Source organism: Campylobacter sp. P0103 (genome assembly GCF_002139545.1).
Classification (GTDB): domain Bacteria; phylum Campylobacterota; class Campylobacteria; order Campylobacterales; family Campylobacteraceae; genus Campylobacter; species Campylobacter devanensis.
Genome location: NZ_MJKG01000002.1, coordinates 125511 through 142218 on the forward strand (window position 1 = coordinate 125511; position 16708 = coordinate 142218).

A 16708-nucleotide genomic window follows, 5' to 3' on the forward strand; every position below is an offset into this window, starting at 1 on the left:
AATGCCATCTATCTTTTATAGATATTAATGAAGACTTCAATCTCTTTTTTATCGCTCTTTATATTGTGCTTTTTTATTTTTAGTTATTTTTCTTGCAAAGATAATTTACGACTAACTATTAATTTAATTTTAAACCATTTTAATATATTGCAAATCAAAACTTATCTAAACGCAATACCAATTCCAATGCGATTTTGATACTTATTATAATACACCAACTCATATCCATAACCGCTAAATCCGCTTAAATAAATATAAAATCCATCCCCAATATAATGCAGATATCGTAACTCAAATGAGCTTTTATTTTCCTTATCAAAGCGTAGATTATTACTAAAAATGCTTTGGATAAATGAGCCGCTAGGCAGCTTATAATATGCAGTTAAATCAATAATTCCATTGTATTTAACAATAGCTGGATTGTCATCTTCATTATCAGGTAACCTAAGCCAAAGCCGTGGAGTTAAACTTAACTTGCCAAAATCCAACTCAAACGAGCTATAGATACGATTCCACGAGCGAGATTCTAGCTCACTTTTGCCATTTGAATCATGTAAAAATCCAAGGCGAATATGATTAAAATTATAAAAATCAACTGGTATTTGAGTATAAATTTCTGGTTGATAATTATTTTCATAAAATGGCGAAGAATCAGCATAAATATCCCACCATGAAAGCTGAGTGTAAGCAAAATAGTAATCCTCATTAAGTCCAATTATATCACTAGCTATGAGTTTTTTAAGACTGATAGAAAACTCACTGGTAATATCTTTATGAGTGCCTTTGTAGCTTGAATATGAAATAGGTAAAAAGTAGTTATTTTGGTATGCCGTAATTCCCCAAAATAGTTCATTTTCTTGTGAATTTTGATTATTTTTATTGATTTTAGATTTTGAATTTGATTGCTTATTAGTTTGAGGGGGTAAATTTATCTTAGGGCTTAAAATTAGCTCAGATTTTAAACTCTGCTCTAAATTAGATACTGATTGTAAAGATAAATCACTAGATTTTTTAAGCGACTTTTGAGCTGAGAGTTTGTAATATTTTAAAGCCTGTTTAAAATTGCTAGATTTTTCAAATTCTACTGCTTTTTGATAAAGCTCTATAGCACTAAAATTAGCTACTAACTCATCAATTTCGCCTCTAAATTCATCAGCAAAACCGCTAATAAATCCGCCATAAAATAAAAAAATGCTAAATATTAGCTTCTTCATAATCGGCTTTAGTGTTTATATTAAAAAACTGCTTCAGATTCCCAAATTTAATACTCTCGCACTCGCAAATTTTTGCTAAATTTGCTAGGCGTAAATCGCCATTTTTTATCATTTGTCTTGCTAACTTAGCCACACTTGGAGAGTAAAATCCACATAGATAATGCATAAACTCATCATCGCTTGCTATGGCTATTTGAGACTTTTGTTTTGATAGTTCTTTAATAGTATCAATCTCAACAAATGGAGTATCTGCTGCTATTATAAAGACTGGATCATTATAATATTTATCTAAATTTGCAATGACATAAATTGGAGCAAATTCGCTAAATTCATCTATTAAAAGTGGCAATTTTGGATTAAATTTTTCCTGTTTGCTTGCAACCTTTACATTATCAAAATGCTTGCTTAAACGCTCAAATAAAAAATGCGTGATACTAGGCGCCCCACAAAACTCTAGCAAAGTCTTATCAGTACCCATTCTAGAGCTTTTGCCACCAGCTAGTATCAACGCATTTTGCATTAGATATCTCTTGGATCTACGATTTTACCAGCAATTGCACTTGCTGCAGAGACAGCTGAATTTGCTAGATAAACTTCACTTGTACGATCGCCCATTCTGCCTACAAAGTTACGGTTTGTTGTGCTGATACATCTCTCCCCAGCGCCTAAAATTCCCATATATCCACCAAGACATGCACCACAAGTTGGATTGCTTACTACTGCACCAGCTTCTACAAATATATCCATTAAGCCCTCTTTTTGTGCTTGTAAGGCTATTTTTTGAGTAGCTGGAGTGATGATAAGTCTTGTATGTTTAGCTACTCTTTTGCCTTTTAAAATTTGAGCTGCTATTCTTAAATCGCTTAATCTACCATTGGTACAACTTCCAATAAACGCTTGATCGATCTTAATATCATCTTTTACAGCTTGACTTACGCTTTTACCATTGCTTGGAAGATATGGATATGCAATTACTGGTTCAAGTTTACTAACATCGATTGTGATTATTTGGTCATAGTTTGCACCTTCATCGCTATAATGAAGTTTTGGCTCGCTTCTTAAATTTACTTTGCTCAAAAATTCTTTTGTGATATCGTCAACTGCGATTATGCCGCTTTTGCCGCCTGCTTCAATAGCCATATTGCAAAGGCTAAATCTACTATCCATATCTAGATACGCCATAGCATCACCAGTAAATTCAAGTGCCTTATAAAGCGCACCATCAACGCCAATCATTCTAATAACTTCTAAGATTAAATCCTTTCCATAGATATGATCACCTGGTTTGCCTACAAATTCAACTTTTATCGTTGGTGGCACTTTAAACCAGTTTTTACCTGTTATCATTGCATATGCTAAATCAGTACTTCCCATACCAGTACTAAATGCACCAATAGCGCCATGCGTACAGGTATGAGAGTCAGCTCCAATGATAACATCACCTGGAACTACTAGACCTTTTTCAGGCATTAGCGCATGCTCAATACCCATATCTTTTTCATCAAAGAAATTTGGTAAATCATGCTCATAAGCAAAATCTCTGCTTATTTTAGCTTGATTGGCACTCATTATATCTTTTGCTGGGATATAGTGATCCATCACAATAGCAAAACCATTTGGATTGGCTAGTTTTTTAGCTCCACTTTCTTTAAAAGCTTTGATAGAAATTGGTGTAGTAATATCATTTCCAATTACCATATCAATGTTGCTCTCTACGATTTGACCAGCGCTTACTTTTTTGCCTACATGCTCGCTAAAAATTTTCTCAGTTATTGTCTGCTTCATACACTTCCTTTTTTAACCAAATTTGGGCTACATTGTAGCAAATTTTTGGTATAATCGTGCTTATGAAATACAAAATTTTAACCCAAATCTCAGAATTTTTGTCTAAATTTCGTAAAATTTCATCTATCAAAAGAATCGGTGATTTGATGATTGCTATTAGATTTGATGGTGATTATGAGCTGATATTTGATCTAAATAAAACATCTTCAGCTATATATAAAAGCGATCAAATTCAAATTAAAGAGTATAAGGCTCCATTTGATATTTTGCTTAAAAAGCGTCTAAACTCGGCTAAAATTTTAAGTATAAAAACTTTACCTAATAATAGAATTTTAGCTATTAAAGCATCTTTTTTAGGTTCATATAAAGAGCTTGTTAGTACGCTATATTTGGAGTTTACTGGGCGATTTACTAATGCGATTATCTGCGATGAAAATGGAGTAATCTTAGAGGCTTTACATCATTTTGATAATTCTACAAGAAGTATAAAAGTTGGTAAGATTTTAACCTTGCTTGAAGAGATAGAGATAAAAGAAAAACCAAGCCAAATTATAGAGAATTTTGATGAGTATTTTCAAGATGAATTTGCCAAAATTTCTTTAAAAAATTTAGAGCAGATCAAAGCAAACAAGATAGCAAATATCAATAAAAAAATTGAGATTTTAAACTCAAATTTAAATACACTCCAAACAAGCTATGAGCTTAATAATAGGGCAAATGAGCTAAACCAAAAAGCAAATTTAATAATTGCAAATTTGCATAATTTAAATGATTATGATAGAGATTTAAAGCTTATGGATTATAGTGGCAATATTATTCAAATTACTATTGATTCTTCGCCAAAAATTGCAGCAAATGAGATGTTTAAATTTAGTAAAAAATTAAGACAAAAAGCACAAAATATAGAGATTCAAAAAGAAAATTTGCTAACAAAATTAGAATTTCTAAACTCTCTTAAAAATGCTATAAACACAAGCTGTGATGCAAATGAAATTGAGATTTTATCTCCTAAAAAGCAAGGACAAAAAAGCGAAGCTAAATTTAACGATTTGGTAGAAAATTTCTATATCAATGGATATAAAATCAGCCTTGGTAAAAGTCAAAAAGGAAATGAGTTTTTGCTAAAAAATGCCAAAAAAGATGATTTTTGGTTTCATTTAAAAGATAGGGCTAGCACACATGTTATTGTTAAATCTAATAAGCTAAATTTAAACGAGGAAATTACGCTATTTGCGGCCAAGCTTTGTGTTCAATTTAGCACTAAATCTAGCGGTAGCTATGAGGTTGATTATACTAAAAGACAAAATGTAAAAATCCAAAATGGTGCCTTTGTAAATTATGTAAATTATAAAACTATAGTTATTAAAATTTAAAGGAAAAATATGATAAAAGTGGAGTTTTTAGGACCAATTGGACTTGATGCAATGGAGCTTGAAGTTGCAAACTTAAAAGAGCTTAAGGAAATTTTAGCCCAAAATGAACAAGCATCAAAATGGCTAGAATTATGCGCTGTAGCAATCAATGATGAAATTGCAAGTGATATAAATACTAAGCTAAATGATGGTGATAGAATCTGTATTTTACCACCAGTTTGTGGAGGTTAAGATGGAAATTTATGATGGCAATCTAGACGCAAATGAAATAACTAGCCGATGGTATAGCGATAATAAGCTTAAAAATTATGGAGCTATTATGAGTTTTGTAGGCGTGGTAAGAGATGAGGGCGGTATAAGTGGGCTTAGTTTTGATCTATATGAACCGATTTTAAAAGCGTGGTTTAATAAGTGGCAAGAAAGAGCAAAATCGCAAAATGCTATAATCTTAATGGCACATAGTAGGGGAGATGTAGCAGTGCATGAAAGCAGCTTTATAGCTGGAGTTTGTAGCCCACAAAGAAAAGTAGCACTTAAACTAATAAATGAATTTGTTGAAGATTTTAAGGCAAATGCACCAATTTGGAAGTATGATTTAATTAACAATGAGCGAATTTATGCTCTTAAACGAAGTCAAAAACTTCAAAATGCTGGAATTTTAGCATAAAATCAATATTATAAGGAATAAATTTGAGATATAATCTAGTAGCAATTGCTAGTTTTGTAATTATTATTGGTGGGCTAAGCCTAGCTAGTTCGATTGTAGTGCCATTTTTACTCGCAGTTTTTATAGCAATTATTGCTTTTCCAGCTCTTGAATTGATGAGTAAAGTGCATATTAATCGCTTTTTTGCATTTATCATTTTAATTGGTATTTGCGGTAGTGGACTTTGGGTTTTAGGTAATGTTATTGCTACGGCTTTATTAGGTTTTAGTGCTGATTTGCCGCTTTATAAAGCTAAAATTGATATATTTATGGATAATCTAGTAATATATTTAAAAACTAACGCAAATATCGATATAAGTAATAATATATTAAGCTTTATAAATATAGACAAGCTCTTAGCAACTACTTCAAATTTATTAGTTCAAACAGGCGGGATAGTTACGCAATCTTTTTTAGTATTTTTGCTTTTAGCATTTATTTTATTTGAAGCGCAGATTTTTAAAGACAAGGTCGAGTACTTTGCCTCCAAAAATCCTATAGCTTTAGATATTGCTAGTACATTTATATCAAATTTAAAACATTACCTAGCTATTAAAACCGTTTCATCAATTGCTACAGGAGTGATTGTCTGGGGATTTTTAATATTTTTTGATGTACCACACGCCTCTCTTTGGGCGATTTTGGCTTGTATTTTAAACTATATCCCCACAATAGGATCTATTATTGCAGCAGTTCCTGCTATTTTAGTTAGTTTAGCTGTGAATGATTTAAGTGCAACCTTGTGGCTTACTTTAATATATTTGGTTGTAAATATCGCTATTGGGAACTTTATCGAGCCTAGATTTCTTGGCAAAGGACTTGGTATTTCTACGCTAGTAGTGATTTTAAGCTTACTATTTTGGGGGTTTGTTTTTGGCATTGGCGGGATGTTTTTAGCTGTACCACTAACAATGAGTATAAAAATTGCTCTAGATGCAAATCCAAATACTAAATTTATCTCAATCTTGCTAAGCAATAAAGTAAAATAAGCTATAAATTTAAACAAGATCTTACTTAACAAGTCCCAAATTCTCATTTTTTGGGACTAAATTTCAATATAAATCAAATTAAAATAAAATTAAACATCAATTATAATATAATATTTTAAAAAAAAATAATACTCTTTTAAAAGCCCAAAAATCCATAATCGCCAAATTTTAATCCCCGTAAATTCGACATTTGGAGGTCTTTTTTGAAATTTTCAAAATATATTAAGTAATAAGGTAATAGAATCTCAATTGAAATATTTATCAAAGGAGATAAAAATGGGAACAAGAAAAGAACACGATTTTATCGGTGAATTAGAAATTAGCGATGATGTTTATTACGGCGTCCAAACATTTAGAGCCGTTGAAAACTTCAACATATCTCACGACAGACTAAAAAACTTCCCTAGATTTGTACGCGCTATCACAAGAGTTAAAAAAGCAGCCGCAATGGCAAACCGAGAATTAGGTCTTTTGGATCAAGAAAAAGAAGGTGCTATCATCGCAGCTTGCGACAAAATTCTAGCTGGTGGATACTATGATCAATTTGTAGTAGATATGATCCAAGGTGGTGCTGGTACTTCAACCAACATGAACGCAAACGAAGTTATAGCCAATATCGCTTTAGAGCATTTAGGTCATAAAAAAGGTGAATATCAATTCCTTCATCCAAATGACCATGTAAACTTAAGCCAAAGCACCAATGACGCTTATCCAACAGCACTTCACCTAGCACTTCACGACTATTTGACAGATTTAGCCACAGCTATGGGATACCTTAAAAAAGCTTATGAGAGAAAAGCTGAAGAATTTAAAAATGTATTAAAAATGGGTAGAACTCAACTTCAAGATGCGGTGCCTATGACTTTAGGCCGTGAATTTAAAACATTTGCCGTAATGATAGGCGAAGATATCGAGAGAATTCTAGAAGTTAGAAAACTTGTATTAGAAGTAAATTTAGGTGGTACTGCTATCGGTACAGGTATCAACTCTCACCCAGATTATCCAAAAGTAGTAGAGAAAAAATTAAGAGAAGTTACAGGCCATGAGTATAAAGTAGCCGAAGACTTGATAGAAGCTACACAAGATACAGGCGTATATGTCCAAATTTCTGGTGTTTTAAAAAGGGTATCTACTAAATTATCAAAAGTTTGTAATGACTTAAGACTTCTAAGCTCAGGGCCAAAATGTGGCTTAAATGAGATAAATTTACCAAAAATGCAACCAGGTAGCTCTATCATGCCAGGCAAGGTAAATCCTGTAATCCCTGAAGTGGTAAATCAAGTTTGTTACTCTGTAATCGGCTCTGATGTTACTGTTACATTCGCTTGCGAAGGCGGCCAATTACAATTAAATGTCTTTGAACCAGTTGTAGCATATAGCCTATTTAACTCAATTATCATGCTTGAAAAAGCCATGAAAACTCTAGCTGACAAATGTATAGATGGAATCACAGCTAATGAAAAAATTTGTAGCGATTTTGTCTATAACTCTATTGGTATTGTTACAGCTTTCAACCCATATATCGGCTACGAAAAATCAGCTAGCATAGCCAAAGAAGCCCTACAAACAGGTAAAAGCGTAGCAGATATCTGCTTAGAGCGTGGCTATCTAACCAAAGAAGAGATTGATAAAATCTTAACACCTGCTAATATGCTTAACCCACATATGGGCGAAAATAAATAATCTAAATTTCGTTTTAAAATTTGCTAAGAGTTGATCCTCTTAGCAAGCAAAATAAAGGAGAATCTATGGATTTTGTATTAATTTTACAAATCATTGTTCTACTAGGCGCTATCTTTGTAGGTATTCGCCTCGGTGGTATCGGTATCGGTTACGCCGGTGGTATCGGTGTTGTTATTCTAGGTTTATGTCTTGGTATGAAACCAGGAACTATTCCTTGGGATGTTATCTTAATTATTATGTCAGTTATTGCAGCGATTTCAGCTATGCAACTTGCTGGCGGGCTTGATTATTTAGTTCAAATAGCTGAGAGAATTTTACGCTCAAATCCTAAATATATCAACTTCCTAGCTCCAACTGTTACATACTTTTTGACAATTTTAGCAGGTACAGGCCATACAGCATTTTCTATGATTCCAGTTATTGTTGAAGTTGCTAAAGAGCAAAATATCAAACCTTCAGCTCCACTATCAATTGCAGTTGTATCTAGCCAAATAGCTATTACTGCTAGCCCAGTTAGTGCGGCCGTCGTCTATATGACAGGCGTATTAGAGCCACTTGGTTGGAGCTATCCAACTCTAATTGGATTATGGTTAGTAACTACATTTGCTGGTTGTATGCTTACAGCTTTAATTATTACACTATTTGCTAATCTTGATTTAAGCAAAGATCCAGTATATAAAGAGCGTTTAGCTCAAGGTCTAGTAAAACCATCAACTGGCGTTCAAAATAAAGAGCTTAAACCAGGCGCTAAACTATCTGTTGCTATCTTTTTAATCGGTGTTTTACTAGTTGTTCTATATGCTACTGCTATCTCAAAAGTCGGCGGCAAACCGGTTCTTATAGAAAATGTCGTTGTCCCTAGAGATGCTGCTATTATGAGCTTTATGCTAGGTGTGGCTACATTTATTACAATCTTTTGTAAAATTGAAGTTGGCAAAGTAGCCGATACAAGCGTATTTAAATCAGGTATGGTAGCGTGCGTTTGTGTTCTTGGTGTAGCGTGGCTTGGTAATACATTTGTTGGTGGCTATACAGAAGAGATTAAAACTCTAGCTGGTGATTGGGTTAAGGCTGTTCCATCGCTACTTGCTGTTATATTCTTCTTTGCGGCTATGCTTCTATACTCTCAAGCAGCAACCGCTAAGGCGATCACTCCAGTAGTTATAGCAGCCCTTGGTATCAGTGCATCTAATCCAGGCGATGCATATATGCTAGTTGCGTCTTTTGCTGCTGTTTCGGCTCTATTTGTATTGCCTACATATCCTACACTTCTTGGTGCAGTTCAAATGGACGATACAGGCTCTACAAGACTTGGCAAATATGTATTTAACCATGCTTTCTTAATCCCTGGCGTTTTAGCCATTGCTTTTTCTGTCGCATTTGGCTTTATCGCTTCTGCTATAATCTAACACCTAATCTACTCCAAGTAGCTACTTGGAGTAGATTTTCCTTTAACTATTTTTACTAATTATAAAATAATTCAAATTTTATAACATATTAATCAGCAAGAAGCTTCTTTCGAAGTAGATGGATCTTTGGATTGGAAAAACCTATATAGAAAAACTGAGGATCTACTACAAACTTATAAAAATAAGGCAAAAATTAATAGTTACATCTGCTTTGCATTGTGCTGCGCCTTGCACTGCGATGGGTATTCCTGTAGTATTAATAGCTAAAAAACCAAGAGAATATTAATCGTTTTTCTGCTATTAAAGGCATTATTCCGATTTATACCTATGATGATTTGAAAAATAATCGCATCAATTTCAATCCAAAAAGCTTAAATATTGAAGATTTAAAACAATATATGTTACAAAATTTAAAGCTAAGCATTCTAAAGGAAATGGGTGAAAAAATCGATGAAAATGAACTAATGCAAATTAGACATAATATCCAATACTACAAAGCACATTAATAGCTTTTTAACTAAAGATTTTTATTAGCTAAGCCAGTCAATTAAGGCTTTGCCATGGGATAACAAATAAGCATTGCACTGACTAAAATGCCGTGAGCCAAAAAACGCACCACGAGCAAGCGGGCTAGGATGTGCAGCTTTTAAAATCATATGATGATTTGAATCGATAAGCGAAGCAAGATTTTTAGCATGATTACCCCAAAGCATAAATACGCAGTGGTCAAATTTAGCATTTATAACACGAATAACACCAGCAGTAAAGATTTGCCAGCCAATTTTAGAGTGCGAAGCAGGGCGATTTTGTTCTACTGTTAGGGCAGTGTTTAAAAGCAAAACACCTTGATTTGCCCAGCTAGTTAAATCACTGCTTCTACTAGTAAATATATCGCAATCTAAATCATCAAAAAGCTCTTTAAATATATTTTTCAAACTTGGTGGTGTTTTTATATTATTTGGGGTGCTAAAGGCTAATCCCATCGCTTCACCAGCATTATGATATGGATCTTGACCAATAATTATAACCTTTAAATCACTTGGTTTGCATAAATTAAATGCATTAAAAATAAGCTCTTTTGGTGGGTAGATTACAGCAGTTTGTGAGTTTAAAAATTTAATTATATTAGCGAAATTTTGGCTATTTAGCTCATCTTTTAAAAGCTCTTGCCACTCTGGATCTAGATATGATATTAAATTTGAATACATAAAAGTAGCCTAGCAAAAGCTAGGCAAATATTATAAAGCTTTTTTAACCTCTGCTACAATGCTAGCAAATGCCGCTGCATCATTCATAGCTAGGTTTGCCAAAACTTTTCTATCTAATTCGATGTTTGCTTTTTTAAGACCATTTATAAATCTTGAGTAGCTAATATCGTTTAATCTACACGCTGCATTAATGCGGATGATCCATAATCTACGGAAATCACGCTTTTTAGCGCGTCTATCACGATACGCATATACTAAACTTCTTTCTAACTGCTCTTTAGCTTTTCTAAAATGTTTATGTCTAGCACTATAAAAACCACGAGCTAGTTTTAGAACTTTTTTGTGTCTGCGGCGTCTTACAACACCAGTTTTAACTCTTGCCATATTTATCCTTTACAAATTGGCGTCCAAATTTGGAACTTGCCCCATAAAAGGGAGGTTAGAATGACTTAAATTGTCAAAAACTCATATACAAAGCATTTTTTTCACAGCTGAGACATTTGTGCTATCTACATATTGAGATTGTCTTAGGTCTCTTTTGCGCTTAGGTGACATTTTGGTTAAGATATGGCTTCTAAATGCGGAGCCTCTTTTTATCTTATTTTTGCCAACTTTAAAGCGTTTAGCTGCACCACGAACAGATTTCATCTTTGGCATACGCTTTTCCTTTACTTTAAGATAAGCTCGGATTATATCAAATTTGAATTTAAAACTATATAAAACTAGCCAAATTTAATATTTTTCTCAAATTCATCAAGCCTTTTATGTATGCTTCTAAGCTCTGTAATTGTCGTCCAATTATCTATAAATACGCTAAAACTACTGCGAACTTGGTCAAATGCGTTGCTAACTTGGATCAACACTCCAAGCGTTATAACTCCGCTAAATAGCCCATTTCCCATAATTATAAATGGCACAATAACCATAAATTGCGAAAATGAAATCAGCCAAACATTGAAATATCCATAGTGTAAAAATAGCCTATAATAGTTAAATCTAAGCCCAGTAAATAGCCCTAATACACTCTCAAAACTCGCATAATTTACCTTATCATCTTCAGCATAAACTAGCTCTTTTCTAAAAGCCGCTTCGCTCTTTTGGATATTGTATTCTAACTTTGGTAGCTTTATACCTACAAACCAAGATATTATAAGCCCACCTACGCTAACAGCTAAGGCTATCCAAACTAATGAGCCGGGAATTTCTTTTAAATATGGTAGATCCACTCCACTGCTAAGTCCCCATAAAACTGGGATAAATGCTATTAATATCATTATAGCTTTTAATATCTGTAAGCCCAAAGTTTCAGTAATCTTAGCAAATCTATAAACATCTTCTTGTATCCTTTGACTAGAGCCTTCTATATCATGCTTACACTCTCTCCATCTATTTAGATAGCCAAAAGTCATAGCCTCTCGCCACCTAAAAACCCAATGGCTAGCAAAAAATGTCGTAATAGTAGCGATAATCACATAAGGCATCGCAATTAATAAAAATCTATAAATTTGCTCCCAAAATTCATCCACACTATGATCTTTGACATTTTGCATAATATCGTAAAAATCTTTATACCAATCATTAATCGCTACATTTAATCTAGTTTGAAAAATCAAAGATACAATAATCACAAAAAGCCCACCATAAGCCCAAAAAGCCCATTTTTTACTCTCAAAAAAGCTTGAAAACATATATTTGCCTTAGATAAAATAGCTCGATTATACAAAATAATTTTTAATTTTAAATTTACGCATAAAAATTTAAGTCAGATATAATTTTTTAAAAGATAAAATTGCTTTTAAATTTATTACAAAGAAAGGAGAATAGATGGAGTTTTTAACACAATTAAGCGATGGCAAACAATTTGCTATTCAGCTTTTGGTTGTTTTGATTTGTCTATTTTATGGTGCTAGAAAGGGCGGTATAGCTCTTGGCTTGCTTGGCGGTGTTGGCATGTTCGTGCTTACATTTGGTTTTGATGTGGCTCCTGGCAAACCGGCTATTGATGTTATTTTTACTATTTTATGCGTGGTTGTAGCTAGTGCGACCTTACTTGCTAGTGGCGGTCTTGATGTAATGCTTCAAATTGCTGAAAGAATCCTAAGGAGAAATCCTAAATTCTTAACAATCCTAGCCCCATTTGTAACTGCGTTTTTAACAATTCTATGTGGAACTGGACATGTGGTTTATACAATGATGCCAATTATCTATGATATCGCTATCAAAAATGGAATTCGCCCAGAGCGACCTATGGCCGCAGCTTCGGTTAGTTCGCAAATGGGTATCATCGCAAGTCCTGTGAGCGTGGCGGTGGTATCTTTGACTGCTATGTTATTAGCTCCTGGTGTTAAGCATTTAGAGGGCTTTGATGGATATTTGAATTTACTTGCGATCACTGTGCCATCAACCTTGATAGGTGTTTTAGCCGTTGGGATTTATAGCTGGTTTAGAGGTAAAGATCTAGATAAAGATGAAGAGTTCCAAACTAAAATTCACAATGACCCTGAATTTAAAAAATATGTCTATGGCGACTCTAAAACACTTTTAGATGTCAAACTCCCTACGATAGAGTGGGTTGCTATGTGGATATTCTTAGGTGCGATCGCTATTGTGGCTATCCTTGGTGCCTTCCCTGAGCTTCGCCCTGCATTTGATAATGGCAAAGGCGTGATGAAGCCGATGAGTATGGTATCTGTAATTCAAATATTTATGCTAATTACTGGCGCAATCCTTATAATAGTAACTAAGGTAAAAGCAGGAGAAATCGCTCAAAACGCAATCTTTAGATCTGGTATGATAGCTATTGTAGCGGTATTTGGTATATCTTGGATGGCTAATACAATGTTTAGCGTTCATACTCCGATGCTTAAAGAATCATTAGGTGGTATCGTTCAGCTATATCCATGGACCTATGCTATTATGCTACTTTTGATATCTAAATTTGTAAATTCACAAGCTGCGGCTTTGGCGGCGTTTGTGCCATTGGCTTTGGGTATCGGGGTTGATCCAGCTATTATCGTGGCGTTTGCTCCGGCTTGTTATGGATATTATATCCTTCCTACATATCCAAGCGACCTTGCTACGATACAATTTGACCGCTCAGGCACAACCAAAATAGGCAAATATGTAATCAACCATAGTTTCATCATTCCAGGCTTGCTTGGAGTATTTGTATCTTGTGTATTTGGTTATATCTTTACTACTTTTGCAGGATATCTATAATCCAAATCAGCTAGGATCAACCTAGCTGATCTATGATCTTTATAATATTTTTTACATTCTCTTTAGCGCTTTTGTAGCTGATATTTAAAGGTGTTTTTAAATTCGCAATTATAGTATCAGAGTCTGTGTAAATATATAAACTCAAATAACCATCTTGGATAAAATATGAGCTTTTAAATCCCAGCAAATTCTCATTAATCTCTATATTTTTGCTGATTTTACCACTGATTAAAAGACCATAAAATATAATTTCATCGCTATTTTTCACACAGATATCACGCACATCAAAACCATTTAAGCTAAATAGTCCAAACTCACTAACATCGCCATTAAAATGGCTATTAATACGAGATAAATTTGGCTGATTTAAGCCTAATTCTTTGATTAGCTCATCTCTTAGCCTCTCTTTTAAACCTAGCTCAAATTCAGCAAAAAATTTAAATTTAAACCAAAAATATATCCAAAGACCGGCTAAAAATCCACCGATTAAAGCCAAAAAAGGATCAAAAAACCAAAGCACCAAAGTAATTACAAAATCCACAAAAGCCGCTAAAATCAAGATCCAAATGAGCTTATATCTTATAGATTTTCGCTCTTTTTCTAAATTCTCCATCAGCTATTAAAATACATTTTAGCCGGGTTTTGATAGCTTAACTCTCTTAGTCTCTCCACTCTTTGCTTGGTTGTAGGATGAGTGCGAAAGAGATTAGATATCCCACTTGCGATACCGCCACTAAATGGACTTATAATAAACATATGAGCGGTTTGTTCATTAGCATTTTTCACTACACCACGCTGATTGCTACTCTCTAATTTCAATAGAGCATTTGCTAGGTCATTAGCGCTAGTTATCGAAGCTGAAAATCTATCTGCTTCAAACTCCCTTGAGCGTGATATGCTCATCTGGATTATGGTAGCAGCTAGCGGCATTATGATGGCTAGTGCAATCATCAAAATGGGATTTTGGCGGTTTTGATTGCTTCCTAGCATGGCATCAAATTGAGCGAAATTCGCCAAAATAGCAATCGCCCCAGCAAAGATAGCGGCGATAGAGCCTGTTAAGATATCATAGTGCCTTATGTGGCCTAGCTCGTGAGCGATAACTGCTGATACCTCATCTATATTTAATGTATCTAGCAATCCCGTAGTTAGCGCTACGGCTGAGTTGTTTGGGTTACGACCAGTGGCAAATGCGTTTGGGATTGGATCGTTGATTATATAGAGTTTTGGCATTGATAAATTTGCTTTATAACATAAATTTCTAGTGATACTATAAAGCTCATTAGATGGCTCGATTTCATGGGCGTTATAGTGCCTTAAAATCAGCTTATCACTATAAAAATAGCTGAAAAAATTCATAGCTACAGCGATACAAAATGCTATCATCATCCCACCAACTCCGCCTATCATACCACCAACAACAACAAAAAGTAACATAAGAGCTACCATAAAAAATACAGTCTTAAAAATCTCCATCTTACCCCCTTATTGCTCCAAGATAGATAACTGCATCAATCTGTTTTTTAGCTGCTTTTTCTAGCTCATTATCGCTATTAATTATTAAGGCGATTTTGCTATCAAATAGATAATTATTGGCTAATTTTTGTAGTTTTTTAGCTAGTTTTATAGTATCGCATACGATAAATTTAACTCCATTAGCATTAGCAATTAACGCCTCTTTAATATTAGAAACTACAATAAAATTACACTTTGAGTTTAAATTTTTTGGCTCAAATTTAGATAAAAACACTGGCTCATAAGCTATTAAATCACTACCAATTATAATCATTTTAGACACTCCTTGCATATATATTTACCATTTCTTAGTGTGCTATCTTTAAGCTCTACAAATGTATCACATTTACTACATTCAACAAAGCTTTCACCGCTATCACTAGGCTTTTTACTCCTAAATTTAGGAATTATAAAATAGTAAATTACCCCTATAATCAAAACAAATATTATGATTTTAGCTATCATTTTAACCCCTTTAATACTACATAATTTCGCTCATTTTCTTGATAAATTTTCTTATAACATTTAAGCTCTTCTATCTCAAATTTAGCATTTGAGCCCTTATATAGCAAAAATGTAGTCTCTTCATCATAAAAGCCTTGACAAATTTTAATCAAATCTGCCGTTTTCATCAACGCTCTAGAGGTTATCAAATCTGCTTTTATCTTATCACAATTTTCAATTTTACCACTATGGACGGTGATATTTTGCAAATTTAAACTCAAAGCCGCATAGGATAAAAAGCTTGATTTTTTCGCTATTGGCTCATATAGATGAAACTCGCACTCTCTTAAAATCATAGCCAAAAATATCGCTGGAAATCCAGCCCCACTGCCTACATCCACACAAACCTTAGGCTCAAAGCCTAGAAATTTAATCGGCTCTATGCTATCAAGGGCTACTGGCTTTATATCTTTATAGTTTGTTAGGCTATGGATTTTATTAAATTTTTTTAAGACCTCATCAAACTTAGCCACACTCTCCCAAAATTTTAAACTCATAGCATATGCCCCATCTGCTCTTTTTTAATATTTAAATAATCTTTATTGTATTTATTTGCCTCTATTTGTATCGGAATTCGGCTTACTATTTGAGCTTTTATACTTGAGAGTTTAAGCGGATTATTGGTTAATAAATTCACACTTTTTATCCCAAAATCATCTAAGATAAAATCAACCATCTCATATGTTCTCTCATCAGCTTTAAATCCCAATTGATGATTTGCCTCTATAGTATCAAGACCGGTATCTTGTAAGGCGTAGGCATTGACTTTGTTTAATAATCCGATGTTTCTACCTTCTTGACGAAGATATATCACCATTCCACCATTATCTGCGATATATTTAAGTGCAGCTTCTAGTTGTTCTCCGCAGTCGCACTTTTTACTTCCTAACGCATCACCTGTAAGGCACTCTGAGTGAATTCTAAGATTTAATGGATCGCTTAAATTTGAACTAAAAATTACTAAATGCTCTTTATCATTTTCCTTATATGCTTTAATTTTAAAATTTCCAAATTTAGTTGGCAAATTTGCAACTTTAGATATCTCTATATGCACTTTTTTCCTTCTGTTTTTGTTTTATTGTATCATTTGCAATTAAATCTAA

Annotated in this window: 20 protein-coding genes; 7 read left to right on the top strand and 13 right to left on the bottom strand. The window is 33.7% G+C overall.

Annotation, left to right across the window (positions count from 1 at the left end; all coding sequences use genetic code 11):
• Positions 1–161: 161 nt before the first annotated feature.
• From CIGNP103_RS03335 to leuC, 3 genes are read right to left on the bottom strand one after another with little or no spacing between them, the layout of a single operon-like run.
• Positions 162–1214 carry a phospholipase A gene (locus tag CIGNP103_RS03335; protein WP_086234835.1) on the bottom strand — a complete coding sequence of 351 codons (1053 nt, stop codon included), beginning with the start codon at positions 1212–1214 and terminating at the stop codon, positions 162–164.
• Positions 1195–1734, bottom strand: coding sequence for a molybdenum cofactor guanylyltransferase (locus CIGNP103_RS03340; protein WP_086234834.1), 540 nt, complete (start codon positions 1732–1734; stop codon positions 1195–1197). Before CIGNP103_RS03340 ends, CIGNP103_RS03335 begins: the two co-directional genes overlap by 20 nt.
• Positions 1734–2999, bottom strand: coding sequence for a 3-isopropylmalate dehydratase large subunit (gene leuC, locus CIGNP103_RS03345; protein ID WP_086268582.1), 1266 nt, complete (start codon positions 2997–2999; stop codon positions 1734–1736). The genes CIGNP103_RS03340 and leuC overlap by 1 nt, the downstream gene beginning before the upstream one ends.
• Positions 3000–3061: 62 nt before the next feature.
• On the opposite strand from leuC, the gene CIGNP103_RS03350 reads away from it, so the two are divergent.
• The 6 genes from CIGNP103_RS03350 to CIGNP103_RS03375 all read left to right on the top strand — a co-directional run bounded on the left by CIGNP103_RS03350 (position 3062) and on the right by CIGNP103_RS03375 (position 9159).
• Positions 3062–4372: an NFACT RNA binding domain-containing protein gene (locus CIGNP103_RS03350; RefSeq protein WP_086241628.1), complete on the top strand. Its 1311-nt coding sequence runs from the start codon at positions 3062–3064 to the stop codon at positions 4370–4372.
• A gap of 9 nt (positions 4373–4381) precedes the next feature.
• Positions 4382–4603, top strand: coding sequence for a MoaD/ThiS family protein (locus CIGNP103_RS03355; RefSeq protein WP_086229665.1), 222 nt, complete (start codon positions 4382–4384; stop codon positions 4601–4603).
• A 1-nt stretch (position 4604) separates the two neighbouring features.
• Positions 4605–5039 carry a molybdopterin synthase catalytic subunit gene (locus CIGNP103_RS03360; protein WP_086225198.1) on the top strand — a complete coding sequence of 145 codons (435 nt, stop codon included), beginning with the start codon at positions 4605–4607 and terminating at the stop codon, positions 5037–5039.
• A gap of 23 nt (positions 5040–5062) precedes the next feature.
• The gene (locus CIGNP103_RS03365; RefSeq protein ID WP_236844757.1) at positions 5063–6067 is read left to right on the top strand and encodes an AI-2E family transporter; all 1005 of its coding nucleotides are present in this window, start codon (positions 5063–5065) and stop codon (positions 6065–6067) included.
• A gap of 276 nt (positions 6068–6343) precedes the next feature.
• The gene (gene aspA / locus CIGNP103_RS03370) at positions 6344–7750 is read left to right on the top strand and encodes an aspartate ammonia-lyase (protein WP_086268583.1); all 1407 of its coding nucleotides are present in this window, start codon (positions 6344–6346) and stop codon (positions 7748–7750) included.
• A 65-nt stretch (positions 7751–7815) separates the two neighbouring features.
• Positions 7816–9159, top strand: a complete 1344-nt coding sequence (locus CIGNP103_RS03375; protein WP_086241611.1) for an anaerobic C4-dicarboxylate transporter — start codon at positions 7816–7818, stop codon at positions 9157–9159.
• 530 nt (positions 9160–9689) lie between these two features.
• On the opposite strand, the gene ung is transcribed toward CIGNP103_RS03375, so the two are convergent.
• The 4 genes from ung to CIGNP103_RS03395 form a co-directional block, all read right to left on the bottom strand.
• The gene (gene ung / locus CIGNP103_RS03380) at positions 9690–10367 is read right to left on the bottom strand and encodes a uracil-DNA glycosylase (RefSeq protein ID WP_086252268.1); all 678 of its coding nucleotides are present in this window, start codon (positions 10365–10367) and stop codon (positions 9690–9692) included.
• 30 nt (positions 10368–10397) lie between these two features.
• Positions 10398–10751: a 50S ribosomal protein L20 gene (gene rplT / locus CIGNP103_RS03385; protein ID WP_086225204.1), complete on the bottom strand. Its 354-nt coding sequence runs from the start codon at positions 10749–10751 to the stop codon at positions 10398–10400.
• An 81-nt stretch (positions 10752–10832) separates the two neighbouring features.
• Positions 10833–11024: a 50S ribosomal protein L35 gene (gene rpmI / locus CIGNP103_RS03390; RefSeq protein WP_086225205.1), complete on the bottom strand. Its 192-nt coding sequence runs from the start codon at positions 11022–11024 to the stop codon at positions 10833–10835.
• A gap of 65 nt (positions 11025–11089) precedes the next feature.
• Positions 11090–12055 (bottom strand): putative transporter, encoded by a 966-nt coding sequence (locus CIGNP103_RS03395; protein WP_086241608.1) that lies wholly within the window; start codon positions 12053–12055, stop codon positions 11090–11092.
• A 136-nt stretch (positions 12056–12191) separates the two neighbouring features.
• Between CIGNP103_RS03395 and CIGNP103_RS03400 the strand changes: the two genes are divergently transcribed.
• Positions 12192–13586 (top strand): anaerobic C4-dicarboxylate transporter, encoded by a 1395-nt coding sequence (locus CIGNP103_RS03400; RefSeq protein ID WP_086225963.1) that lies wholly within the window; start codon positions 12192–12194, stop codon positions 13584–13586.
• A 16-nt stretch (positions 13587–13602) separates the two neighbouring features.
• On the opposite strand, the gene CIGNP103_RS03405 is transcribed toward CIGNP103_RS03400, so the two are convergent.
• From CIGNP103_RS03405 to ribA, 6 genes are all read right to left on the bottom strand, one after another.
• The gene (locus CIGNP103_RS03405) at positions 13603–14127 is read right to left on the bottom strand and encodes a hypothetical protein (RefSeq protein ID WP_141082228.1); all 525 of its coding nucleotides are present in this window, start codon (positions 14125–14127) and stop codon (positions 13603–13605) included.
• A 71-nt stretch (positions 14128–14198) separates the two neighbouring features.
• On the bottom strand, positions 14199–15062 hold the full coding sequence (htpX, locus tag CIGNP103_RS03410) for a zinc metalloprotease HtpX (protein WP_086268585.1): 864 nt from the start codon (positions 15060–15062) through the stop codon (positions 14199–14201).
• Between the two features lies 1 nt (position 15063).
• Positions 15064–15375, bottom strand: coding sequence for a hypothetical protein (locus CIGNP103_RS03415; RefSeq protein ID WP_086225210.1), 312 nt, complete (start codon positions 15373–15375; stop codon positions 15064–15066).
• Positions 15372–15566 (bottom strand): hypothetical protein, encoded by a 195-nt coding sequence (locus CIGNP103_RS03420; protein WP_086228585.1) that lies wholly within the window; start codon positions 15564–15566, stop codon positions 15372–15374. The genes CIGNP103_RS03415 and CIGNP103_RS03420 overlap by 4 nt, the downstream gene beginning before the upstream one ends.
• Positions 15563–16102, bottom strand: a complete 540-nt coding sequence (gene rsmG / locus CIGNP103_RS03425) for a 16S rRNA (guanine(527)-N(7))-methyltransferase RsmG (protein ID WP_086252271.1) — start codon at positions 16100–16102, stop codon at positions 15563–15565. Before rsmG ends, CIGNP103_RS03420 begins: the two co-directional genes overlap by 4 nt.
• Complete coding sequence (gene ribA, locus CIGNP103_RS03430) at positions 16099–16659, bottom strand: GTP cyclohydrolase II (RefSeq protein WP_086233621.1); 561 nt, start codon at positions 16657–16659, stop codon at positions 16099–16101. The genes rsmG and ribA overlap by 4 nt, the downstream gene beginning before the upstream one ends.
• Positions 16660–16708 lie beyond the last annotated feature (49 nt).